The sequence below is a fragment of the Pseudomonas tolaasii NCPPB 2192 genome (genome assembly GCF_002813445.1).
Lineage (GTDB): Bacteria > Pseudomonadota > Gammaproteobacteria > Pseudomonadales > Pseudomonadaceae > Aquipseudomonas > Aquipseudomonas tolaasii.
In genome coordinates, this window is record NZ_PHHD01000001.1 from 2,869,528 (window position 1) to 2,892,020 (window position 22,493).

Here is a 22,493-nt window from a genome sequence, read left to right on the forward strand (position 1 = left end):
CAACCTGTCGTGAGCAAATCCCGCGCCCTTCCTGGCACGTAGCGGATCAGAAATTACGGTTCGGACATGCCTTCGGCCAAACGCAACGGACAATAAACAGACGCCGGATAGCTTAAGCGGTTCGATGGTGTAGGAAAAATGATTGATAGCGGGGTGATGGCGTTGCATATGAAACAAAGCATTTCCGCCACAGGTCCATTTTTCGCCTTGGCGTTACATTCGGAAGCACTCTAGATCGAAGCTTTTTGGCACTTGGTTTTACGCTGGGGGCCTATTGCTCCACACGAACCCAAATGCCTGGAGGTTGCGAATGAATACCCGTGGATTGCTCGATCAGTTGCTCAAGTCTGGCCAGGACATGCTGCAAAAGAAAGCGGGCGGCCAGCCCGCGCAGGGTGATAACGGCGCCCTCGGCGGGTTGCTCGGTAGCGGCGGGCTGGGCAGCTTGCTCGGCGGCGCCGGTGGCGGGGCGCTTGCGGCGGGCGCCATGGGGCTGCTGATGGGCAACAAAAAAGCCCGCAAATTCGGCGGCAAGGCCCTGACCTATGGCGGCCTGGCGGCGCTGGGTGTGATTGCCTACAAAGCCTACGGCAACTGGCAGGCGCAGCAGGCCAGCGCACCCAGGGGCGAGCCGCAAACCCTCGACCGACTGCCGCCGGCGCAAGTCGAGCAACACAGCCAGGGCATTCTCAAGGCGCTGGTGGCCGCCGCCAAAGCGGACGGCCATGTGGACGAGCGTGAACGCGCGCTGATCGAAGGCGAATTCACCAAGCTCGATAGCGACCGCGAATTGCAAAGCTGGCTGCATGCCGAACTCAACAAGCCCCTCGACCCCGCCGATGTCGCCCGCGCCGCTGCGTCCCCGGAAATGGCCGCCGAGATGTACATCGCCAGTGTGATGCTGGTGGACGAGGAGAACTTTATGGAAAAGGCGTATCTGGATGAACTTGCCCGCCAGCTCAAGCTGGAGCCGGGTTTGAAAGTCGAATTGGAAAAGCAGGTGCGTCAGGCGGTGCTCTAAGGATCATTCACAGGGGGGGCGGTCGGAGTGGTGGTTGCTGACCTGAATGGAGGCCCCCACGGCTCGGCCAGTGACAGTGTCATGAGATAACGCTCTTCCAGCGGGTACCGGTCGTCCCTGAATCGTCCAACTACCAGCATCACTTGATATTTGTTGCCCGCTCGCCAATAGGAGGTGCCACCCAGGTTCACATTGCGCAACCGGGCACGCCATTCAGGGGTGTCTGCCAGGGGAGGGTCGGACTCGACTCGGATGGGGGCCCAGCCAGCCTTGCGCCACTGGTCTTGCAGGTCCAGTGCGATCTTGAGTGTTTCATCGAGCAATAGCGGCTCGACTTGGGGGGACATGCGGATACTGCCGACTCGCTCATCCTCAAACATCACTGTGAAGAAGCGGGCCAGTGGGGTTACGAATCCATATTGAGAGTCTATAAAACGAAGGCGGGCATCCGACGTCGGGAGTCTTCCCCAAACATGTCCAGGGATCGCCGGGCCAATGGATGCGCTTGAACGCTGCCGCATATCCTCCCAAGGCTCGCCGAGCATTAATGCTATTTCTGGTTCATCGGCGCCGAGGTATAGCGCTATCCAGATAATCAGTGCGGCAACAAACAGCCCAATCAAGTTGCGCCGTCGAATCAGGGACGGGTTCATGGAGGCCCCCACGGCCCGGCCAGTGACAGTGTCATGAGATAACGCTCTTCCAGCGGGTACCGGTCGTCCCTGAATCGTCCCACTACCAGCATCACTTGATATTTGTTGCCCGCTCGCCAATAGGAGGTGCCACCCAGGTTCACATTGCGCAACCGGGCACGCCATTCAGGGGTGTCTGCCAGGGAAGGGTCGGACTCGACTCGGATAGGGTCCCAGCCAGCCTTGCGCCACTGGTCTTGCAGGTCCAGTGCGATCTTGAGTGTTTCATCGAGCAATAGCGGCTCGACTTGGGGGGACATGCGGATACTGCCGACTCGCTCATCGTCGAAACCTATCGTGAAAAAACGGGCCAAAGGGGTAGTGAATCCATATTGAGGGTCTGCCAGGCGAAGTCTGGCATCGGATTTGGGAGTCCTGAACCAATGATGCCCTGGAATGGCAGGGTCAATGCCCGCGCTTGAACGCTGCCGCATATCCTCCCAAGGCTCTCCGAGCATTAATGCTATTTCTGGGTCATCGGCGCCGAGGTATAGCGCTATCCAGATAATCAGTGCGGCAACAAACAGCCCAATCAAGTTGCGCCGTCGGATCAGGGGCGAGTTCATGGCTGTCCCCTCGGCCTGGCCAGTTCCAGTGTGATGAGGTAGCGCTCTTCAGTTGGGTTACGAATGTCCTTGAAGCGACCGACCACCAACATCACTTGATATTTGTTTTCTGCCCACCAATAGGATGTGCCACCCCGGTTCACATTTCGCAATCGGGTACGCCATTCAAGGGTGTCGGCAAATGGAGGGTTGGACGTGATCCGGATTGGCACCCAGCCAGCCCTGGTCCATTGATGTTGCAAGTCCAATACAACTTTAAGGGCATCATCGAGCAATAGCGGTTCGATTTGAGGGGACATGCGGATAGTGTCAACTCGATCGTATTTGAAACTTACTGCGAGGAATCGGGCTGTTGGGGTTACGAAACCATACTGGGGGTCTATGAAGCGAAGGCGGGCGTCGGACTTGGGCAGTCTTCCCCATATTTCACCGGGAATGGCTGGGTCGATTTCTGCACTGGAGCGCTGACGCATATCCTCCCAAGACTCGCCTAGCATTAGCGCTATTTCTGGATCTTCCGCGGTGAGGCGTATCACCCCTAATATCACGAGCCCGATGACGAAGAGTCCCAGTCCGCCGCGTTGCCAGCCTATTCGCGAGAGCTGTCTCATCGGACACCCAACCCTTCAGAGAGATCGTGTATAGCTTGATCGATTAGATGTCGCTGGCTGCTATGCAGCAACTTGTCAAACTGCGCTGCGGCCTTGAGCACGAAGGTCATTCGCTGAGTGATATCCGCTAAGTTTGCGAAAGGAATATTGCTGAATTCAACGGTTCGACCGTCTTCGACCGGGCGGCATTGGCTTGCCAGTGTCAGCTCAATGGCTTGAGCCAACCCTGACGGTATACCCGTGACGTAAGAAAGATGATTGCCAAGTAGTAGAGCGACCAGTTTTTGATCTGCATACAGGGTTGGTTGAAGGATGTTTCGTTGTTCATGGTCGGCCAGCAACTCAACACTATTGGCTATATCGCCTGCATTAATAGCATTGAACGCCTGCAACACTTCCGGGTGGTCCACCCCAAATCTTAGTTTCTCCTGCCCCACCGGCCACAATATTGAGTCCTGCCCATCCCCGTAGATATTTTTTCGCGAAGACAAACAACTTTCAAACTGCTTCAACCCACGCTCCAGATAAAAAACATGCAACGGGTACACGTCCAAAAACAACGTGGTATTCCCCATCGCCATCATCTCGTACACATGCTGATAGAGCTGCTGCACGGTCGACAACGGCTCGCTGTCATTGCGCCAATCGATACCGGGCAGGGGATTGTTTCGAATGGCCTGCCCATACTCCCGCTGCCTTTTTTCGTATTCCAGCAGCTTCTCCTGCCGCTGCACCTCGACCGGGTTGAACAGGCTCCAGAACCCATCCTTTGCACTCTTTTTCAGGTGTTGCGCCGCTTCATATTCAGCCTGGATTTTTTCAATCGACTCGGCAGCATGAAGCAAGCCGCAACCCACCTGTTTGGAGGCGAACGCTGCGAGCCCTGCCCATTGAAAGCGCTTATCCAATCGCCACAGTTGGGCATACGCTGCGTTGATCACTCGGTTGCGTGCCTTGGGATCGGCGATCAATACGCCGTTCGGTGCAACGATCGCTTCGGCGCTCTCTTGGTATTTGCGCCAGGTGCTTTCACACGTCGGCACCTGTTGCGCAGAGAAAAACAGTCTGGGAGAACGTTGTGTCGACTGCCCCCCCGCGTTTTTTGGCTGAGTGGCGAAAGGTGCGGCAGCTGTTGCATGGGGCGAGGGGTCAACCCCGATGATCTGTGAACTGCGTGTTTGATTGGCAATGAGTCGGGGAGGCGGGTCGCATTTGCAGCTGCAGATATCATCATCCAAAGCAGCGTTACACCCATTGATCATCTCCACGAGGCGCGGACCGTCACTCCTGATCACGCCGGTGGTGTCGCAGGCCGGGCAATAGACCTCGTCGCCCTCAATGGATTTGGCCATGCCGTCAATGCTGAAGCCTGCGCTGCCACTGCGAACGCTGCCGTTGGAGGTGGTTTTGGCGCCTACGGTGATGTGATAGCGCTGCATGCGAGAGATGTCCTTAGTCAGCCGGGACCAGCACGCTAGGGAAGTAATGGAAGCGGGAAAAGTCAGATACTTCTTTGTCTGCTGTAGCTTGATTCCCTAATGCTGTAGGAGTGTTTTTGCATTCTGTGAGCGCTTCATCAAAACCCGTTGATAAATGAGGGCTTGTGCTCAGCTATACTCGTCGGCATTTGATCGGCCCTTCGAGGAATTACTGTGAAGAACTGGACCTTGCGCCAACGGATCTTGGCTAGCTTTGCGGTCATTATCGCCATCATGCTGTTAATGGTTGTGGTCTCCTATTCGCGGTTGCTGAAAATCGAGGTCAGCGAAGAGGCGGTCCGTGATGACGCGGTGCCGGGGGTTTATCTCAGTTCGATGATCCGCAGCGCCTGGGTCGACAGTTACCTGCAAACCCTGGAGTTGCTGGGCCTGCGTGACGACAAGGGCCTGACCGACGCCGACAAGGCCGACTTCAAGTCTTTTGAAGGGCGTATTCAGCAGCAGATGGCCAACTACCAGCAAACCATCAATGGCCGTGACGATCAGGCCGAGTTCGACAAATTCGAAATCCTGCACCAGGCCTACAACAAGAGCCTGACGGTGGTGCTCGACAGCCTGCAGCGCAATGATCTGGCGGCCGCGCGCAAAGAGTTCACGACCAACCTGACGCCGGCCTGGACGGCCGGGCGCATGAAGCTCAACGACATCATCACGGAAAACAAAGACGTGGCCGATCGTGCGACCACGGCGATCGACGATGCGGTCTCCGCCGCCAAAGTCAGCATGTTCGTGTCCTTGGCCTTCGCCATCCTTGCCGCCGGCCTCTGCGGCCTGCTGTTGATGCGCGCGATCATGGCGCCGATGCAGCGCATCGTTTCGATTCTGGGCACCATGCGCGACGGCGACCTGAGCAAGCGCCTGAACCTTGAGCGCAAGGACGAATTCAACGCGGTGGAAACCGGCTTCAACGACATGATGACCGAGCTGACGGCCCTGGTGTCCCAGGCCCAGCGTTCGTCGGTGCAGGTGACCACCTCGGTTACCGAGATTGCCGCCACCTCCAAGCAGCAGCAAGCCACGGCCACCGAGACGGCAGCCACCACCACCGAAATCGGCGCCACTTCGCGGGAGATCGCCGCCACTTCCAAGGATTTGGTTCGCACCATGACCGAGGTGTCCACCGCGGCCGATCAGGCTTCGGTCGCCGCCGGTTCCGGCCAGCAAGGCCTGGCACGCATGGAAGAAACCATGCACTCGGTGATGGGCGCCGCCGACCTGGTCAACGCCAAGCTGGCGATCCTCAATGAGAAGGCCGGCAACATCAATCAGGTGGTGGTGACCATCGTCAAGGTGGCCGACCAGACCAACCTGCTGTCGCTCAACGCGGCGATCGAAGCCGAGAAGGCCGGTGAATACGGCCGCGGGTTTGCCGTGGTGGCCACCGAGGTGCGGCGCCTGGCTGACCAGACCGCCGTGGCGACCTACGACATCGAGCAGATGGTGCGCGAGATCCAGTCGGCAGTCTCGGCGGGCGTGATGGGCATGGACAAAATCTCCGAAGAAGTGCGCCGCGGCATGTTCGAAGTCCAGCAAGTGGGCGAGCAGCTGTCGCAGATCATCCATCAGGTGCAGGCGCTGGCGCCGCGGGTGTTGATGGTCAACGAAGGCATGCAGGCCCAGGCCACCGGCGCGGAGCAGATCAACCATGCACTGGTGCAACTGGGCGATGCCAGCAGCCAGACCGTGGAATCCCTGCGCCAGGCCAGCTTTGCCATTGATGAACTGAGCCAGGTTGCGGTCGGTCTGCGCAGCGGCGTGTCGCGTTTCAAAGTCTGATGAGCGACCTCGCGGCTAAACGCGGCGCCGTGCCGGCGGCCAAGAAAGCGCTGTTTCTGGTGTTCCACATCGGCAGCGAACGCTACGCCCTCAAGGCCACGGAAGTGGCCGAAGTGCTGCCGCGCCTGCCGCTCAAGCCCATCGCCCATGCGCCGGTGTGGGTGGCGGGCATCTTCGCCCACCGTGGCGCGCTGGTGCCGGTTATCGATCTCTGCGCCTTGACGTTCGGCACCACCGCCCAGGCGCGTACCAGCACGCGGCTGGTGCTGGTCAATTACCAGCCGCAGCCGTGGATTGAAGCGCGCTGGCTGGGACTGATTCTGGAGCAAGCCACCGACACCCTGCGCTGCGACCCCGCCGAGTTCCAGCCCTATGGCCTGGATAACCGCGAGGCGCCCTACCTGGGGCCGGTGCGTGAAGACGCTCAGGGTTTGATGCAGTGGATCGGCGTGGACGACCTGTTGACCGAAGACGTGCGCGCCTTGCTGTTCTCTGCCGAGCTGAGCCTATGAGCAGCGACCCGCGTTTCTCGGCCTTCCTTAAAGAGCGTATCGGCCTGGACGTCGCGTCGGTGGGCGAAGCCATCATCGACCGCGCCGTGCGCCAGCGCAGCCAGGCGATGCACGCGCACACCTCGGAAGACTACTGGCAACGCCTGCAAAGCTCGCACGACGAACAGCAGGCGCTGATCGAAGCCGTAATCGTGCCCGAAACCTGGTTTTTCCGTTACCCCGAATCCTTCGCAACCCTGGCGCGCCTGGCCAAGGCGCGCCTGGTCGAGATCAAACAGATGCGCGCACTGCGCATTTTGAGCCTGCCGTGTTCGACCGGCGAAGAACCCTATTCGATTGCCATGGCCTTGCTTGACGCCGGTTTGGCCCCGCACCAATTCAAGGTGCAAGGCATGGACGTCAGCCCGATGTCGGTGGAGCGTGCGCGCCGGGGTGTGTATGGCCGGAACTCGTTTCGCGGCACGGACATCGCATTTCGCGACCATCACTTCACCGAACAGCCCGACGGTTACCGCATCGACGACCGCGTGCGCGAGCAGGTGCGCCTGCAAGTCGGCAACCTGCTGGACCCGTCGCTGCTGGCCAATGAGCCGACTTACGATTTTGTGTTTTGCCGCAACCTGCTGATCTACTTCGACCAGTCGACCCAAAAGCAGGTGTTCGACGTGCTCAAGGGCCTGACCCATGTGGATGGCGTGCTGTTTATCGGCCCCGCCGAGGGCAGTTTGCTCGGCCGCCATGGCATGCGCTCGATCGGCGTGCCGCAGTCGTTTGCGTTCAGCCGGCATGCGGACCCGGTCACGCCGGAGCCGGTATTTGTGCCGATGCCGGCCCCGTTGCCACAACGCAGTGCCGCGCCGATTGCGCCCAAGCCGCGCCCGTTCAGCACCACGCGCGCCCAGGTGGTGCCGATCAAGGCGCCGCAATCCGACGCGGGCGACTTGCTCAGCCGCATCGCCACCCTGGCCAACGAAGGCAAAAGTGCCGAGGCGCGCGCAGCCTGCGAGCAGTATTTGAGCAACCACGCGCCGGTCGCCCAGGTGTTTTACTGGCTGGGGCTGCTCAGCGACGTGGCGGGCAGTGCCCTGGAAGCCCAGGGGTATTATCGAAAAGCCTTGTACCTGGAACCCCAGCACCCGCAGGCCCTGATGCACCTGGCCGCGTTGCTGGAGTCCCAGGGCGACAGTGCGGGGGCGCGCCGGTTGCAGGCGCGTGCCGCCCGCAGCGAGCGAGCTGACAGTGAGCCCAAACGATGAGTAGCCCCGACGCGCTCGACACCGCAGGCCTGGACCTGACCCTGGCCGATACCCAGGCCATCGACGATTGCTGGAACCGCATCGGCATCCATGGCGACAAGTCCTGCCCGTTGCTGGTGGACCATATTCACTGCCGCAATTGCTCGGTGTATTCCGCCGCCGCCACGCGGCTGCTTGACCGCTATGCCTTGCAGCAGGACGAGCACCGCCCGCAGGCGGCCGCCGAAGTGGATTCGGACGTGGTCACCCGTTCGCTGCTGATGTTCCGTCTCGGCGAGGAGTGGCTGGGCATCGCCACCCGTTGCCTGGTGGAAGTGGCGCCGCTGCAACCGATTCACTCCCTGCCGCACCAGCGTTCGCGGGCGTTGCTCGGCGTGGCCAACGTGCGTGGCGCGCTGGTGGCGTGCCTGTCGCTGGTGGAACTGCTGGGCCTGGACAGCACCGGCAACGGCGCGACGGGCGGGCGCGTCATGCCGCGCATGTTGATCATCGCCGCGCAGGACGGCCCGGTGGTGGTGCCGGTGGACGAAGTGGACGGCATTCATGCCATTGACGAACGCATCCTGAAGGCCGCATCGGCCTCCGGCACCCAGGCCAGTGCGCGCTATACCCAGGGCGTTCTGCAGTTCAAAGGCCGCAGCCTGCGTTGGCTGGACGAGGCGCAATTGTTGTCCGCCGTGACCCGGAGCCTCACATGACCCCCGACCAGATGCGCGATGCCTCGCTGCTGGAACTGTTCAGCCTGGAAGCCGACGCGCAGACCCAGGTGTTGAGCGCCGGTTTGCTCGCCCTGGAGCGCAACCCGACTCAGGCTGACCAGCTCGAGGCCTGCATGCGCGCCGCGCATTCGCTCAAGGGGGCGGCGCGGATTGTGGGGGTGGACGCGGGCGTCAGCGTGTCCCACGTCATGGAAGATTGCCTGGTCAGCGCTCAGGAAGGCCGCCTGTACCTGCAACCCGAACATATCGACGCCTTACTGCAAGGCACCGACCTGCTGATGCGTATCGCCACACCCGGCAATGACGTGAGCCCAGCGGATATCGAAGGCTATGTGGCGCTGATGGAACGCTTGCTCGACCCGTCCCTGGCGCCGGTCCAGCCCGTTGCACCGCCCCCCGAGCCCGAGCCGGCTGCAGCGCCTGTGGTTGAAGCGCTGCCACCGGAGCCCGAGCTTGCGCCGCCGGTCGCCGCTGCGCCACCGCGTCAGGGCAAACCCATGACCGAAGGCGGCGAGCGCGTGTTGCGCGTGACCGCCGAGCGTTTGAACAGCTTGCTCGACCTGTCGAGCAAATCCCTGGTGGAAACCCAGCGGCTCAAGCCGTACCTGGCGAGCATGCAACGCCTCAAACGCATCCAGAGCAACAGCGTGCGTGCCCTGGATGCGCTGGACGGCCAGCTCAAGGCCCTGGAGTTGAACCTCGAAGCCCAGGAAGCGCTGGCCGACACCCGCCGCCTGTTGAGCGAAGCCCAGGCCTTGCTGGCGGAAAAAACCGCCGAGCTGGACGAGTTCGGCTGGCAGGCCGGGCAGCGCGCTCAGGTGCTGTATGACACCGCGTTGGCGTGCCGCATGCGCCCGTTTGCCGACGTGTTGGCCGGGCAAGTGCGCATGGTCCGCGACCTTGGGCGCAGCCTGGGCAAGCAGGTGCGCCTGGAAATCGAGGGTGAAAAGACCCAGGTTGACCGTGATGTACTGGAAAAACTCGAAGCGCCGCTGACCCACCTGCTGCGCAATGCGGTCGACCACGGCATCGAAATGCCCGAGCAACGCATTCTGGCGGGCAAGCCGGCCGAAGGCGTGATTCGCCTGCGCGCCTCCCACCAGGCCGGTTTGCTGGTGCTGGAATTGAGCGATGACGGCAATGGTGTCGATTTGGAGCGCCTGCGCGGCACCATCGTCGACCGCCACCTGTCGCCGCTGGAAACCGCGCTGCGCCTGAGCGAAGAAGAGCTGCTGACGTTCCTGTTCCTGCCGGGTTTCAGCCTGCGTGACAAGGTGACCGAGGTGTCCGGGCGCGGCGTGGGCCTGGACGCGGTGCAGCATATGGTGCGCCAGTTGCGCGGCGCGGTGGTGCTGGAGCAGACGGCGGGGCAGGGCAGCCGCTTTCATCTGGAAGTGCCGTTGACCCTTTCGGTGGTGCGCAGCCTGGTGGTGGAAGTCGGCGAGGAAGCCTACGCGTTCCCATTGGCGCATATTGAGCGCATGTGCGATCTGGCGCCGGATGACATCGTGCAACTGGAAGGCCGCCAGCATTTCTGGCATGAGGGCCGGCATGTTGGTTTGGTTGCCGCGAGCCAGTTGTTGCAGCGCCCGGCGGGGCAGAACCATGAAGACACCCTCAAGGTGGTGGTGATCCGCGAACGCGATGCGGTGTACGGCATCGCAGTGGAGCGGTTTATCGGCGAGCGCACGCTGGTGGTGTTGCCGCTGGATAACCGCCTGGGCAAGGTCCAGGACATTTCCGCCGGCGCCTTGCTCGACGACGGCTCGGTGGTGCTGATCGTCGATGTGGAAGACATGCTGCGTTCGGTCGACAAGCTGCTAAACACTGGCCGCCTCGAACGCATCGCCCGGCGTAGCCAGCAGGCCACCGAAGCGCCGCGCAAACGGGTGCTGGTGGTGGATGACTCGCTGACCGTGCGTGAGCTTCAACGCAAATTGTTACTAAATCGTGGTTATGAAGTGGCCGTTGCGGTCGATGGCATGGACGGCTGGAACGCGTTGCGCTCCGAAGACTTTGACCTGCTCATCACTGACATTGATATGCCTCGTATGGACGGGATCGAATTGGTCACACTCTTGCGCCGTGATAGCCGCCTGCAATCGTTGCCGGTGATGGTGGTGTCGTACAAGGACCGTGAAGAAGACCGGCGCCGAGGCCTCGACGCCGGTGCCGACTATTATTTGGCCAAGGCCAGTTTCCATGATGACGCCCTGTTGGACGCTGTGGTTGAGCTGATCGGAGGGGCCCGGGCATGAGGATTGCGATCGTCAATGACATGCCCCTGGCCGTGGAGGCTTTGCGCCGTGCGCTGAGTTTCGAACCGGCGCACCAGGTGGTCTGGGTGGCGAACAATGGTCTGGAGGCCGTGCAGCATTGCGCCGAACTGACGCCGGACCTGATTTTGATGGACCTGATCATGCCGGTGATGGATGGGGTGGAGGCCACGCGCCGGATCATGGCCGAGACGCCGTGCCCGATCGTGATCGTTACCGTGGACCGCCAGGCCAACGTCAGCCGTGTGTTTGAAGCCATGGGCCATGGCGCCCTGGATGTGGTGGACACGCCGGCGCTCGGTGTGGGCAATCCCAAGGATGCGGCGGCGCCGTTGCTGCGCAAGATCCTCAACATTGGCTGGCTGATCGGCCAGCGCGGCAGCCGGGTACGCGCCGAAACCGCGCCACCGCGCATCACCGGCAAGCGCCAGAGCCTGGTGGCGATCGGCTCGTCGGCTGGCGGGCCGGCCGCCCTGGAAGCCTTGCTTAAAGGCTTGCCACGGGACTTTCCTGCCGCCATCGTGCTGGTGCAGCATGTGGACCAGGTATTTGCCGCCGGCATGGCCGAGTGGTTGAGCAGCGCCTCGGCGTTGCCGGTGCGCCTGGCCCGTGAGGGTGAACCGCCGCAAAGCGGTGTGGTATTGCTGGCGGGCACTAACCACCACATTCGCCTGTTGAAAAACGGCACGCTAGCCTATACAGCGGAGCCGGTGAACGAGATCTACCGGCCTTCGATCGACGTGTTTTTCGAGAGCGTGGCGAGCCACTGGAATGGCGATGCCGTCGGCGTACTGCTGACCGGCATGGGGCGTGACGGGGCCCAGGGCCTCAAGTTGTTGCGTGAACAAGGATATTTGACCATCGCCCAGGATCAGCAAAGCTCGGCGGTGTATGGCATGCCCAAAGCCGCAGCGGCCATTGATGCCGCTGTTGAAATTCGCCCACTGGACAGAATTGCGCCCCGATTGCTGGAGGTTTTTGCAAAATGATCAAGACCTCCCGCTGTGCTGGTTTGCAGGACAGTAATTCAGGTGACTGCACATGAATGATTTACAGATCGACGACATCAAGACCGACGAAAACGCCGCCATGGTGTTGCTGGTCGACGACCAGGCCATGATCGGCGAAGCCGTGCGGCGGGGGTTGGCCCATGAGGAAAACATCGATTTCCACTTTTGCGCCGACCCGCACCAGGCCATTGCCCAGGCGATCCGCATCAAGCCCACCGTCATCCTGCAGGATCTGGTGATGCCGGGCCTCGATGGCCTGACCCTGGTGCGCGAATACCGCAACCACCCGGCCACCGCGAATATTCCGATCATCGTGCTTTCCACCAAGGAAGACCCGCTGATCAAGAGCGCGGCGTTCTCGGCCGGGGCCAACGATTATCTGGTGAAGCTGCCGGACAACATCGAACTGGTGGCGCGCATTCGCTATCACTCGCGCTCCTACATGACCCTGTTGCAGCGTGATGCGGCTTACCGGGCGTTGCGGGTCAGCCAGCAGCAACTGCTCGACACCAACCTGGTGCTGCAACGCCTGATGAACTCCGATGGCCTGACCGGGCTGTCCAACCGTCGGCACTTTGATGAGTACCTGGAACTGGAATGGCGCCGCGCCATGCGTGACCAGACCCAGTTGTCGCTGTTGATGATCGACGTGGATTTCTTCAAGACCTACAACGACAGCTTCGGCCATGTCGAAGGCGATGAAGCGCTGCGCAAGGTCGCCGCGACCATCCGCGAAGCCAGCAGCCGGCCTTCGGACCTCCCGGCGCGTTATGGCGGTGAAGAGTTTGCCCTGGTGCTGCCGAACACCTCGCCGGGCGGTGCGCGGCTGGTGGCCGAGAAACTGCGCATGGCGGTGGCGGCGCTGAAGATCCCGCACATTGCCCCGGCGGAAGGCGCAAGCCTGACCATCAGCATTGGCCTGTCGACCATGACGCCGGTGCAGGGCACCGATTGCCGGCAGTTGATCATGGCGGCAGACAAGGGTTTGTATACGGCCAAGCACAATGGGCGCAATCAGGTGGGTATCGAGTAGCCGGAGCACCGCAGAACCCTGTGGGAGCTGGCTTGCCGGCGATAGCGGTCTATCAGGTACGGATGTGTTGGCTGACTCACCGCTATCGCAGGCAAGCCAGCTCCCACATTTGATCCCGATTGTCTTATAGATCACCTGCAAAACCCGCCTTTTCGCCAAGCGGGCTGCCGCTCCACCCTGTTTGTCGTTATACTCGTCGGCTTTCAAAAGTTCGCCAACGAGTGCTGCCCGTCATGGAAATCAACCCGATCCTTAACACCATCAAGGACCTGTCCGAGCGCTCCGAAACTATTCGGGGGTATCTTTGACTACGATCAAAAGCATGAGCGTCTGACCGAAGTCAACCGCGAGCTTGAAGATCCGAGTGTCTGGAACAAACCTGAATACGCCCAGGAACTGGGCCGCGAGCGCGCTGCGCTGGCGCAGATCGTCGATACCCTCGACGAACTGAACACCGGCCTGGCCGATTGCCGCGACCTGCTGGACATGGCCGTCGAAGAAAATGACGAAGGCGCAGTGGGCGATGTCGTCGCCGAGCTGGCCCGTCTCGAGGAAAATCTCGCCAAACTCGAATTCCGCCGCATGTTCAGCCACGAAATGGACCCGAACAACGCCTACCTGGATATCCAGGCCGGTTCCGGCGGCACCGAGGCCCAGGACTGGGCCAACATCCTGTTGCGCATGTACCTGCGCTGGGCGGACAAACGCGGTTTCGATGCGACCATCATGGAACTGTCGGCCGGTGAAGTCGCCGGTATCAAGGGCGCGACCGTGCACATCAAGGGCGAATATGCCTTTGGCTGGCTGCGTACCGAGATCGGCGTGCACCGCCTGGTGCGCAAAAGCCCGTTCGACTCCGGCAACCGTCGCCACACCTCGTTCTCCGCCGTTTTCGTTTCGCCAGAGATCGATGACAAGGTAGAAATCGAGATCAACCCGGCCGACCTGCGTATCGACACCTACCGTTCCTCCGGTGCCGGTGGTCAGCACGTAAACACCACCGACTCGGCTGTACGTATCACCCACGTACCGACCAACACCGTGGTCAGCTGCCAGAACGAACGTTCCCAGCACGCCAACAAGGACACCGCCATGAAAATGCTGCGGGCCAAGTTGTACGAGCAGGAAATGCAGAAACGCAACGCCGCGTCGCAAGCGCTGGAAGACACCAAGTCGGACATCGGCTGGGGTCACCAGATCCGCTCTTATGTGCTCGATGCGTCGCGGATCAAGGATCTGCGCACCAACATCGAACGCAGCGACTGCGACAAGGTGCTCGACGGCGACATCGACGAATACCTGGAAGCCAGCCTGAAATCAGGCCTGTAATACATGCAACTCGGGATTGGCTGACACCCCTCGATCCCTGTGGGAGCGGGCTTGCCCGCGATCCCCAGCCAAAGGCTGGGGCAACGAACCTGATGGAAAATTTAAAGACATGAGCGACCAACAACTCGACCCGCAAGCCCTGCAACAGGAAGAAAACTCCCTGATCGCCCTGCGCAAGGAAAAGCTTGCGGCCGAGCGCGCCAAGGGCAATGCCTTCCCCAACGACTTCCGCCGCGAAAACTACTGCGATGCCTTGCAGAAACAGTACGCGGACAAGACCAAGGAAGAGCTGGCAGAGGCTGCGATCCCGGTCAAGGTGGCAGGTCGCATCATGCTCAACCGTGGCTCGTTCATGGTGATCCAGGACATGACCGGGCGCATCCAGGTCTACGTCAACCGCAAAACCCTGCCGGAAGAAACCCTGGCCTCGGTGAAAACCTGGGACATGGGCGACATCATCGCAGCCGTTGGCACCCTGGCCCGTTCCGGCAAGGGCGACCTGTATGTGGAGATGACCAGCGTCCGTTTGCTGACCAAATCCCTGCGCCCGCTGCCGGACAAGCACCACGGCCTGACCGACACCGAGCAGCGCTACCGTCAGCGCTACGTTGACCTGATCGTCAACGAAGACGTGCGCCAGACTTTCCGCGTGCGTTCGCAAGTGATCGCCCACATCCGCAGCTTCCTGATGAAGCGTGATTTCCTGGAAGTGGAAACCCCGATGCTGCAAACCATCCCCGGTGGTGCTGCAGCCAAACCGTTTGAAACCCACCACAACGCGCTGGACATGGAAATGTTCCTGCGTATCGCGCCAGAGCTGTACCTCAAGCGCCTCGTTGTGGGCGGCTTTGAAAAAGTGTTCGAGATCAACCGCAACTTCCGTAACGAAGGCGTTTCGACCCGTCACAATCCAGAATTCACCATGTTGGAGTTCTACCAGGCCTACGCCGACTACGAAGACAACATGGACCTGACCGAAGAACTGTTCCGCGAGCTGGCACAGCTGGTGCTGGGCAGCACCGACGTGCCGTACGGCGACAAGGTGTTCCACTTCGGCGAGCCGTTCGTGCGCCTGTCGGTGTTCGACTCGATCCTCAAGTACAACCCTGAGCTGACCGCCGATGACCTGAACGACATCGACAAGGCTCGCGCCATCGCCAAGAAAGCCGGCGCCAAGGTGCTGGGCTTCGAAGGCCTGGGCAAACTGCAGGTGATGATTTTCGAAGAGTTGGTGGAGCACAAGCTGGAACAGCCGCACTTCATTACCCAGTACCCGTTCGAAGTGTCGCCGCTGGCCCGTCGCAACGACGACAACCCGAACGTCACCGACCGTTTCGAGCTGTTCATCGGCGGCCGTGAAATCGCCAACGCCTACTCCGAGCTGAACGACGCAGAAGACCAGGCCGAGCGCTTCATGGCCCAGGTGGCCGACAAGGACGCCGGCGACGACGAAGCCATGCACTATGACGCCGACTTCGTACGCGCGCTGGAATACGGCATGCCGCCCACCGCCGGTGAAGGTATCGGCATCGACCGGTTGGTGATGCTGCTGACCAACTCGCCGTCGATCCGGGACGTGATCCTGTTCCCGCACATGCGGCCACAAGCGTAACCGTAGTGAATCCGAAGCCGCCTTTTATAAGGCGGCTTTTTTGTGTGGCGTATTCAGCCGTCAACAGAACGGCGCCAGGTGATCGTTCCCACACTCTGCGTGGGAATGCAGCCCGTGACGCTTTGCGTCACCCTTAGAGGAAAACTGTCGTGAACCGCGTAATGGCTCAAGAAGGCGCCGCCGGCATTGCTGCAGCCGTGGCTGAAAGTGTCCAGTACCAGGGCCGCAAGGCCAGTCGCCGGGGCAGCGAGCAACGCAGGCAAGATATTCTCGATGCGGCCATGCGCATCGTGGTCCGTGATGGCGTGCGGGGTGTGCGCCACCGCGCGGTGGCGGCAGAAGCCGGGGTGCCGTTGTCGGCCACCACTTACTATTTCAAGGATATCGATGACCTGCTCACCGATACCTTCGCCCAATACGTCGAACGCAGCGCGGCCTTCATGGGCAAGCTGTGGGTGCGCAACGAAGGCCTGCTGCGCGAAATGGTTGCCTATGGCGATGGCAGCCCGCAGTCACGCTCGCAACTGGCCGACGACATCGCGCGGCTGACCGCGGACTACGTGCAGCGCCAACTCACCAACCGCCGCGAGCACCTGATGGCCGAACAGGCCTTTCGCCAGGAAGCCTTGCTTAACCCGCGCCTGGCCGAGCTGGTGCGCTCTCACCAACAGATCCTGCTGCAGGGCACCGGGCAGTTTTTCCAGATGCTGGGTTCGCGCGAGCCGCAACAGGATGCCAAAGTGTTGACGGCGATTATCGGTCGGATGGAATATCAGGGCCTGCTTGGCGGCCCGGAGCCTCTGACCGGTGAAGAGATGCTTGAAATCCTCAAGCGTTATATGCACTTGGTATTGGCTTCGGTCTAGCCAAGCCCATGCGCGATCCGCTTTATGGGGGAGCTGGCTTGCCTGCGATACAGGCACCTCGGTGTTTCAGTTAACCCGGGGCGATGCTATCGCAGGCAAGCCAGCTCCCACACCTGATGGGGAATGGGATGAAAATCTGGCGTGTCGCAGTAATCAGCTTGTCGTTCCTGCTGCTCAGCGGTTGCCTGGTGACCTTCAAGGACCCATTGCCTGCCCGTGAAGCCGCGCCCGACGCGTTGATCGGGCACTGGTCGAGCAAAAACGCCTGGGGCGAACCGCTCAACCTGCAGATCAGCCGCGCCGGTGAGCACCGTTACAGGGCCGTGAGCTACCCTAAAGCCAAGCCCGGCCAGCGCGATGAATATGTGTTTACCGTGGCACACCATGGCAACCGCTGGTATTTGTCGGCGCCGTTGCCGGCCAAGCTCGGTGGGCATTTCATCCTCGCTGGCTTTGAGTTCGACGAAAAACACGAATTGGTGGTCTACAACCTCGACCTTGAGCAAATTCATCAAGCGATCGGTCAGAAAGTGTTGCACGGCAACACCGTGGAAACCGTCGAAGGCGACGGCGTGCTGGTCGACAGCCCCATGGAGCAGGTTTTTGCTTACCTGGATGACCCGGCCAATGCCGATGTGTTCGTTGAAGCCGTGCGCTACCGGCGCGCGGGTAAATAACGTTTAAAGAGGAAGCACCGGGTGGACGATTACCAGCAGACGATACGCACCTTGTCTGATCGCATTGTGCTGGCGCAAACACCGATTCGCGTCCTCGACGCCGTGAAGTGGGACGAGAACATTCGCCAGGGCTTTCTCAAGGCCAAGGGCAAGGAAATGCCGGCGGTGGATCGGGATTACTACCTCAACCGGCCCCTGTCGTTCGACTCCAGCGCCGTGAAGCTGGAGTTCCAGAACATTGAGCGTGACATCACCCGCCGCCTTGGCCAGTTCAGCCCGGTGGGGCAGATCATGCGCCGCATGTGCCGTGAATACCGCATGGTGGTGCGCATGCTCGAAGCGCGCGGCACTGAAGATTTCGGCCTGATTTCCCAGGAGCTGTACGGCGCCGCCTCCGACGCGTTCCACGCCGGCGACCCGACCCTGGCCGACCTGGGCCTGATGCTGTCCGACTACCTGAACAATATCGACGGCCGTGGCGATTTGAAGGATGAAGCCAAAACCCTCACCGCCAAGGATGCCGTGGCCCTGCTGCAAACCCGGCTGAACAAAGTGTTTGGCGAGGCTGAAGAAACCATCCGCGTGTTCGAGTCCGACGGCATCGTCGCCGACGCCGCGGCGGGTGCCGACTACATCAAGATCCGCGCCGACGCGATGTTCAATGACCGTGACGTGCGCGCCCTGGAAGTGCATGAAGGCCTGGTGCACGTGGGCACCACGCTCAATGGCCAGAACCAGCCGATCTGCACCTTTCTGTCCAAGGGGCCGCCGTCGTCCACCGTGACGCAGGAAGGCCTGGCGATTTTGATGGAGATCATCACGTTCGCCTCCTACCCGAGTCGCCTGCGCAAACTGACCAACCGCACCCGCGCCATCCATATGGTGGAGGAGGGCGCCGACTTCCTGCAGGTGTTCCAGTTCTTCCGCGAGCAAGGCTTTGAAATGGCCGAAAGTTACGGCAACGCCAGCCGTGTTTTCCGTGGCTCTACGCCGACCGGTCTGCCGTTTACCAAGGATTTGTCCTACCTCAAGGGCTTTATCATGGTCTACAACTACATCCAGCTCGCCGTACGCAAGGGCAAACTGGAACAGGTGCCGCTGCTGTTCTGCGGCAAGACCACTCTGGAAGATATGCGTACCCTGCGCCAATTGGTGGATGAAGGTTTGGTGGTGCCACCCAAGTATTTGCCGGAGCAGTTCCGCGACATGAACGCTTTGGCCGCGTGGATGTGTTTCTCAAACTTCCTCAACCACCTGAGCCTGGACCGGATAGAGGCGGATTACTCCAATATCCTCTGAAGAAACCGGATCAAAAATGTGGGAGCTGGCTTGCCTGCGATGGCGGTGTATCAGTCACAGCTTTTTCAACTGATACACCGCCATCGCAGGCAAGCCAGCTCCCACAGTTGATCTCCTGTGTTCTCAATTGCGAGGCTTCGACGGATGAGAATCCTCGGCATTCTTTGCCTGTTACTTACACTGAACGGCTGCAGTTCCCTGCTGTTCTACCCCGAGCCCGGCCTGCCGTTCACGCCGGAAAAAGCCCACTTGCCCTACCGCGACGTCACCCTCACCACCGCCGATGGCGTGAAGCTGCACGCCTGGTGGCTGCCGGCCAAACCCGGCGTGCCGCTCAAGGGCACCGTGCTGCACTTGCATGGCAATGGCGGCAACCTGTCCTGGCACCTGGGCGGCAGCTGGTGGTTGCCGGAGCAGGGCTATCAAGTACTGTTGCTGGATTATCGCGGCTATGGCTTGTCCGAAGGCAAACCGTCGCTGCCGGCGATCTATCAGGACATCGACGCCGCCTTCGGCTGGCTCGACAAAGCGCCTGAAACCCAACATCAACCGCTTATCGTGCTCGGCCAAAGCCTCGGCGGCGCGTTGGCGGTGCACTACCTCGCGGCTCATCCCGAGCGCCAGAGCCAGCTCAAGGCGCTGGTGCTGGACGGCGTGCCTGCCAGTTATCGTGACGTAGGACAATTCGCGCTTAGCACCTCCTGGTTAACATGGCCGTTCCAGGTACCGCTGTCGTGGCTGGTGCCCGATGGCGACAGCGCGATCAACGCCATGCCCCGGCTGACCGGCGTGCCTAAATTGCTGTTCCACAGCCTGGATGACCCGATCGTGCCGCTGGCCAACGGCATTCGCCTTTACCAGGCCGCGCCGCCGCCTCGTGTGCTGCAACTGACACGAGGCGGGCATGTGCAAACCTTTGCCGACAAGACCTGGCAGACCGTGATGCTGCGTTATCTGCACGACCCGCAGCACTTCAACGGCCTGCGGCGACTGGGCGAGATTCCGAATTATCCGACTCCCAAACTTGATTCATCAGAGAGCCCGCAATGAGCGAAGAACGCAACATGATCCCGCTGATCCTCACCGGCATCGGTACCATCATCGGCACGGTGGGTTGCCTGTGGTACTACGGCTACCTGCACTTCGCCAAGCCCGAGGATGCGTTGTTGCTCAGCGATTTCACGATGCTCAAGACCGTACCGGGTGAGGATTACAAGATTTCCCTGACCCCCGCCGCGCAAGTCGCGCAATGCGTCGATGGCGTGCTGGTGATGTTCGACACCGAGCAAAAAGGCTTGAGCGGTGTGCTGGTGAACAACAAGAAACAGGCCGTGCGTTGCATGGGCCAGGAAACCCCGCAATTGGAGCAATGACCGTCGCGCTGAAATATCTGGAACCGTATCGCGTAAGACGCCACTGACTGGGTTGTCAGCGTGGCTGACAGCCAACTTACGCAGTACGAACCGGGAGTGTGACGAATGGATATTGGAGCGATTGGCAGGATGCTGGGCATGGCCAGGGGCCAGAACGGGCTGGATCAAAGCAGCCTGCAACGTGCGCAGCCGCAGGAAAAACCAGAGCCTGACCTGATCAAGCGGCTGATGGAAATGCTCTCCGCGGGCACTGGCGCTCAGGGCGGTGAAGGCTCGGCAGGCTCCGGGTGTGACGAGTGCCAAAAGACGCCCGAAGAGCTGGAGCAGTTGGCGGCAGGGCGCAAGGGCATGGAAGCGATGATGCCGGGCAACGACAACGGTCGCCAGATCAACGCCTGATCGACCAAAAAAAACCCCACCATTAAGGTGGGGTTCTTTTATCCGGCGTCAATCAATCAGTTGGCAACGGCAGAGCGTGGCTTGACTGGCTGGTTGTCGTTGGAGATGGTCACTTCAACGCGACGGTTCATGGCACGGCCCGACACGCTGCCGTTGTCGGCAACCGGGTATTCCTTGCCGTAACCCTGGGTCACGATGCGCGAGATATCCACGCCTTGCTGGGCCAGCGCGCGTTGTACGGACGCCGCACGACGCTCGGACAGGCTCTGGTTGTACGAGTCCGAACCGGTGCTGTCGGTGTAGCCTTCGACGATCACTTTACGGTCCGGGTTGTCGCGCAGGAACTGAGCCAGCTTGGTGATGTTCACCAGGCCGCTGGATTTCAGGTCGGACTTGTTGGTGGCGAACAGCACGTCACCAAACGTCACCAGCGTGCCGCGATCGGTTTGCTTGGCGTTCAAGCTGTTTTGCAGTTGCTTGATCTGCGCGTCACGGGCGTCCAGCAGTGCACGGGCACGTTCGTCACCGGCGTTTTTCAGCTTGGCTTCGGACTCGCGCAGCACGATGGTGTCTTTCGCCACTTCAACGCGCTGGTTGGTCAGGTAGGCCAACTGGTCGACTTTCTTCTCGTCTTCCTTGTCGCGGTAGGCCTTGTCAGCCTTGTCCAGCCACTCGCTGGCGTCTTTGGTTTCAAGTGCGGCGAGCTTGGTCGATTGCGGGTTGGTCTGCAGGGCCGAGAAGTTGGTCCGTGCGTTTTCCAGGTTCGCGTTAGGCGGGGTGGAGCAGGCCGCCAGGGCAACGCTCATCGCCAGCAGAGCAGGGATCATCAATTGTTTACGCATAGTCGTGTCGTCCTTTTAATTCGATATCAGGTGCGATGCAGTCAAGAGGCGGTGGCTTACTGCTGTTGGATCACAGCAGGGCGCATGCCTTCCTTGCGCAGCTCATCAACAGCTTTCTGAGAATCCTTCACCGCTTGCTGGGCTTTGGCGGCCTGAGACTTGCGCTCAGCGACGCGAGCATCCCACTCGGCTTGTTCAGACAGCTGGCGAGCCTTGTCGTAGTTCTTGTCGTGCATGGCGATTTCGGCGGCTTTGAGCTTGTCCTGAGCCGACTTCATTTCCACAGGTGCGTATTCGGTACCGCCGGCGCTGACCGCGCTGTTCACCGCAGACTGGGTCACGGCGTACTGCTCGGTCGGCGGGTTACCGGCGCAACCAGCCAGAATGAAGCTGGTGCCGATTGCCAGCGCGGCCAATTTGAGCCCGCGCAGGTGGTTAAACGAGGATTTGGCAGTGCTGGTCTTCATCGTCTTCAACTCCATTGGATAACTCCTGAAAAACATCAAATTCCATCACGGTCGGTCGGTTGCGGGGCCCGCCGGTAAAGCACATGGCGCCTGTTCAAACGATCGTTCCAAGTGATGGCTTACCTGCTGTGACCGGAGGCTTTTTTCAAAAGTTCAGAGAAGATGGCGATTTGCCTAAAAAAATTACTGACTCATTGGTCAGTGTTTAAAAGTTGGAACTTTTGCCATGCGCAGCGGTACGCCGAGCCTCTGTGAGGCCCGGAATACAAGGGTTTGGTCAGGGTTTATAAATGTTTATCAGTGCTTCTGTTCGTCAGAACCGGCTGACAAATCATGCAGATAGCGCCGCGATAATGTCAGAAAGCGCGGGGTAGGGCCGACGTCCTCGTACAGCGGGTCGCCCTCTTCATCGGTGGCGATCACCTGCTTGCCCTTGATGTAAGGAAAGCTCGCTTCGAGCTCTTCAAGGGCGGCGCCGATGAGTTCGCCGAGCAGCTCTTCGGTGTGGCGTTTGGGGTACATCTCGGCGATGGCCGCCAGCCGGGCGGCGGATTCCACATCCAGGTGAATCGCGTATTCGGTTTTGGTCAGGCGACCCTTGGCGTTCTCTTCCCAATGCTGGGCCAATTCTCGAATTTTCATGGCAACCTCAGTTAAG

At 60.6% G+C, this 22,493-nt stretch carries 23 protein-coding genes; 16 read left to right on the plus strand and 7 right to left on the minus strand.

Features of this window, described 5'->3' with window-relative positions; genetic code table 11:
- Nucleotides 1-310: 310 nt before the first annotated feature.
- Nucleotides 311-1,021 (plus strand): tellurite resistance TerB family protein, encoded by a 711-nt coding sequence (locus ATI14_RS13290; RefSeq protein ID WP_016970817.1) that lies wholly within the window; start codon nt 311-313, stop codon nt 1,019-1,021.
- Here the strand turns inward: ATI14_RS13290 and ATI14_RS13295 are convergent.
- The 4 genes from ATI14_RS13295 to ATI14_RS13310 are packed head-to-tail and all read right to left on the minus strand — an operon-like array spanning nt 1,018 to nt 4,329.
- A complete protein-coding gene (locus ATI14_RS13295) occupies nt 1,018-1,674 on the minus strand; it encodes a hypothetical protein (protein WP_080520421.1) in 657 nt (218 codons plus the stop codon). The genes ATI14_RS13290 and ATI14_RS13295 overlap by 4 nt on opposite strands.
- Complete coding sequence (locus ATI14_RS13300) at nt 1,671-2,279, minus strand: hypothetical protein (protein ID WP_080520420.1); 609 nt, start codon at nt 2,277-2,279, stop codon at nt 1,671-1,673. The genes ATI14_RS13295 and ATI14_RS13300 overlap by 4 nt, the downstream gene beginning before the upstream one ends.
- Nucleotides 2,276-2,890 (minus strand): hypothetical protein, encoded by a 615-nt coding sequence (locus ATI14_RS13305; protein ID WP_016974359.1) that lies wholly within the window; start codon nt 2,888-2,890, stop codon nt 2,276-2,278. Before ATI14_RS13305 ends, ATI14_RS13300 begins: the two co-directional genes overlap by 4 nt.
- Complete coding sequence (locus ATI14_RS13310) at nt 2,887-4,329, minus strand: PAAR domain-containing protein (protein ID WP_231124361.1); 1,443 nt, start codon at nt 4,327-4,329, stop codon at nt 2,887-2,889. Before ATI14_RS13310 ends, ATI14_RS13305 begins: the two co-directional genes overlap by 4 nt.
- Before the next feature lie 213 nt (nt 4,330-4,542).
- Here ATI14_RS13310 and ATI14_RS13320 point away from each other — a divergent pair, with 213 nt between their 5' ends.
- From ATI14_RS13320 to ATI14_RS13395, 15 genes are all read left to right on the plus strand, one after another.
- Nucleotides 4,543-6,165 carry a methyl-accepting chemotaxis protein gene (locus ATI14_RS13320; RefSeq protein WP_080520419.1) on the plus strand — a complete coding sequence of 541 codons (1,623 nt, stop codon included), beginning with the start codon at nt 4,543-4,545 and terminating at the stop codon, nt 6,163-6,165.
- The gene (locus ATI14_RS13325; RefSeq protein ID WP_016974362.1) at nt 6,165-6,677 is read left to right on the plus strand and encodes a chemotaxis protein CheW; all 513 of its coding nucleotides are present in this window, start codon (nt 6,165-6,167) and stop codon (nt 6,675-6,677) included. The genes ATI14_RS13320 and ATI14_RS13325 overlap by 1 nt, the downstream gene beginning before the upstream one ends.
- A complete protein-coding gene (locus ATI14_RS13330; protein ID WP_080520418.1) occupies nt 6,674-7,933 on the plus strand; it encodes a CheR family methyltransferase in 1,260 nt (419 codons plus the stop codon). The genes ATI14_RS13325 and ATI14_RS13330 overlap by 4 nt, the downstream gene beginning before the upstream one ends.
- A complete protein-coding gene (locus tag ATI14_RS13335; protein WP_016974363.1) occupies nt 7,930-8,631 on the plus strand; it encodes a chemotaxis protein CheW in 702 nt (233 codons plus the stop codon). The genes ATI14_RS13330 and ATI14_RS13335 overlap by 4 nt, the downstream gene beginning before the upstream one ends.
- Nucleotides 8,628-10,910 carry a hybrid sensor histidine kinase/response regulator gene (locus ATI14_RS13340; RefSeq protein ID WP_080520417.1) on the plus strand — a complete coding sequence of 761 codons (2,283 nt, stop codon included), beginning with the start codon at nt 8,628-8,630 and terminating at the stop codon, nt 10,908-10,910. Before ATI14_RS13335 ends, ATI14_RS13340 begins: the two co-directional genes overlap by 4 nt.
- Nucleotides 10,907-11,917 (plus strand): chemotaxis response regulator protein-glutamate methylesterase, encoded by a 1,011-nt coding sequence (gene cheB / locus ATI14_RS13345; RefSeq protein ID WP_016974365.1) that lies wholly within the window; start codon nt 10,907-10,909, stop codon nt 11,915-11,917. Before ATI14_RS13340 ends, cheB begins: the two co-directional genes overlap by 4 nt.
- 52 nt (nt 11,918-11,969) lie before the next feature.
- Entirely contained in the window at nt 11,970-12,971 is a 1,002-nt protein-coding gene (locus tag ATI14_RS13350) for a response regulator (protein ID WP_016974366.1), read from the plus strand.
- Between the two features lie 233 nt (nt 12,972-13,204).
- A protein-coding gene (gene prfB / locus ATI14_RS13355) for a peptide chain release factor 2 (protein ID WP_098465888.1) occupies nt 13,205-14,300 on the plus strand; the annotation gives its coding sequence in 2 pieces (ribosomal slippage) (nt 13,205-13,276 and nt 13,278-14,300; 1,095 coding nt in all).
- Between the two features lie 109 nt (nt 14,301-14,409).
- Nucleotides 14,410-15,912: a lysine--tRNA ligase gene (gene lysS, locus ATI14_RS13360; RefSeq protein WP_016974367.1), complete on the plus strand. Its 1,503-nt coding sequence runs from the start codon at nt 14,410-14,412 to the stop codon at nt 15,910-15,912.
- Nucleotides 15,913-16,061: 149 nt separating this feature from the next.
- A complete protein-coding gene (locus ATI14_RS13365) occupies nt 16,062-16,778 on the plus strand; it encodes a TetR/AcrR family transcriptional regulator (protein WP_026083069.1) in 717 nt (238 codons plus the stop codon).
- 128 nt (nt 16,779-16,906) lie between these two features.
- On the plus strand, nt 16,907-17,455 hold the full coding sequence (locus ATI14_RS13375) for a hypothetical protein (protein ID WP_016974369.1): 549 nt from the start codon (nt 16,907-16,909) through the stop codon (nt 17,453-17,455).
- A 21-nt stretch (nt 17,456-17,476) separates the two neighbouring features.
- The gene (locus ATI14_RS13380; RefSeq protein WP_016974370.1) at nt 17,477-18,754 is read left to right on the plus strand and encodes a flavohemoglobin expression-modulating QEGLA motif protein; all 1,278 of its coding nucleotides are present in this window, start codon (nt 17,477-17,479) and stop codon (nt 18,752-18,754) included.
- 144 nt (nt 18,755-18,898) lie between these two features.
- Complete coding sequence (locus ATI14_RS13385; protein ID WP_031320444.1) at nt 18,899-19,804, plus strand: alpha/beta hydrolase; 906 nt, start codon at nt 18,899-18,901, stop codon at nt 19,802-19,804.
- Nucleotides 19,801-20,127: a PA3694 family proteiin gene (locus ATI14_RS13390; protein WP_016974372.1), complete on the plus strand. Its 327-nt coding sequence runs from the start codon at nt 19,801-19,803 to the stop codon at nt 20,125-20,127. Before ATI14_RS13385 ends, ATI14_RS13390 begins: the two co-directional genes overlap by 4 nt.
- Before the next feature lie 105 nt (nt 20,128-20,232).
- Nucleotides 20,233-20,526, plus strand: a complete 294-nt coding sequence (locus ATI14_RS13395; RefSeq protein WP_231124360.1) for a hypothetical protein — start codon at nt 20,233-20,235, stop codon at nt 20,524-20,526.
- Nucleotides 20,527-20,582: 56 nt separating this feature from the next.
- Here ATI14_RS13395 and lptF read toward each other — a convergent pair whose 3' ends face one another.
- The 3 genes from lptF to ATI14_RS13410 all read right to left on the minus strand — a co-directional run bounded on the left by lptF (nt 20,583) and on the right by ATI14_RS13410 (nt 22,477).
- Nucleotides 20,583-21,368: a lipotoxin F family OmpA-related lipoprotein LptF gene (gene lptF, locus ATI14_RS13400; RefSeq protein WP_016974374.1), complete on the minus strand. Its 786-nt coding sequence runs from the start codon at nt 21,366-21,368 to the stop codon at nt 20,583-20,585.
- Nucleotides 21,369-21,424: 56 nt separating this feature from the next.
- Nucleotides 21,425-21,850 (minus strand): DUF4398 domain-containing protein, encoded by a 426-nt coding sequence (locus ATI14_RS13405; protein ID WP_016974375.1) that lies wholly within the window; start codon nt 21,848-21,850, stop codon nt 21,425-21,427.
- A 282-nt stretch (nt 21,851-22,132) separates the two neighbouring features.
- Nucleotides 22,133-22,477 (minus strand): hypothetical protein, encoded by a 345-nt coding sequence (locus ATI14_RS13410; protein WP_016974376.1) that lies wholly within the window; start codon nt 22,475-22,477, stop codon nt 22,133-22,135.
- Nucleotides 22,478-22,493 lie beyond the last annotated feature (16 nt).

Bases quoted from the DNA above. Each gene is read 5' to 3' on its own strand.
- cheB (WP_016974365.1), top strand. From the start codon at position 10,907: ATGAGGATTGCGATCGTCAATGACATGCCCCTGGCCGTGGAGGCTTTG.
- ATI14_RS13375 (WP_016974369.1), top strand. From the start codon at position 16,907: ATGAAAATCTGGCGTGTCGCAGTAATCAGCTTGTCGTTCCTGCTGCTC.
- ATI14_RS13395 (WP_231124360.1), top strand. From the start codon at position 20,233: ATGGATATTGGAGCGATTGGCAGGATGCTGGGCATGGCCAGGGGCCAG.
- ATI14_RS13325 (WP_016974362.1), top strand. From the start codon at position 6,165: ATGAGCGACCTCGCGGCTAAACGCGGCGCCGTGCCGGCGGCCAAGAAA.
- ATI14_RS13295 (WP_080520421.1), bottom strand. From the start codon at position 1,674: ATGAACCCGTCCCTGATTCGACGGCGCAACTTGATTGGGCTGTTTGTT.
- ATI14_RS13310 (WP_231124361.1), bottom strand. From the start codon at position 4,329: ATGCAGCGCTATCACATCACCGTAGGCGCCAAAACCACCTCCAACGGC.
- ATI14_RS13405 (WP_016974375.1), bottom strand. From the start codon at position 21,850: ATGGAGTTGAAGACGATGAAGACCAGCACTGCCAAATCCTCGTTTAAC.
- ATI14_RS13340 (WP_080520417.1), top strand. From the start codon at position 8,628: ATGACCCCCGACCAGATGCGCGATGCCTCGCTGCTGGAACTGTTCAGC.
- ATI14_RS13300 (WP_080520420.1), bottom strand. From the start codon at position 2,279: ATGAACTCGCCCCTGATCCGACGGCGCAACTTGATTGGGCTGTTTGTT.
- ATI14_RS13335 (WP_016974363.1), top strand. From the start codon at position 7,930: ATGAGTAGCCCCGACGCGCTCGACACCGCAGGCCTGGACCTGACCCTG.
- ATI14_RS13390 (WP_016974372.1), top strand. From the start codon at position 19,801: ATGAGCGAAGAACGCAACATGATCCCGCTGATCCTCACCGGCATCGGT.
- lptF (WP_016974374.1), bottom strand. From the start codon at position 21,368: ATGCGTAAACAATTGATGATCCCTGCTCTGCTGGCGATGAGCGTTGCC.
- ATI14_RS13350 (WP_016974366.1), top strand. From the start codon at position 11,970: ATGAATGATTTACAGATCGACGACATCAAGACCGACGAAAACGCCGCC.
- lysS (WP_016974367.1), top strand. From the start codon at position 14,410: ATGAGCGACCAACAACTCGACCCGCAAGCCCTGCAACAGGAAGAAAAC.
- ATI14_RS13385 (WP_031320444.1), top strand. From the start codon at position 18,899: ATGAGAATCCTCGGCATTCTTTGCCTGTTACTTACACTGAACGGCTGC.
- ATI14_RS13305 (WP_016974359.1), bottom strand. From the start codon at position 2,890: ATGAGACAGCTCTCGCGAATAGGCTGGCAACGCGGCGGACTGGGACTC.
- ATI14_RS13330 (WP_080520418.1), top strand. From the start codon at position 6,674: ATGAGCAGCGACCCGCGTTTCTCGGCCTTCCTTAAAGAGCGTATCGGC.
- ATI14_RS13410 (WP_016974376.1), bottom strand. From the start codon at position 22,477: ATGAAAATTCGAGAATTGGCCCAGCATTGGGAAGAGAACGCCAAGGGT.
- ATI14_RS13290 (WP_016970817.1), top strand. From the start codon at position 311: ATGAATACCCGTGGATTGCTCGATCAGTTGCTCAAGTCTGGCCAGGAC.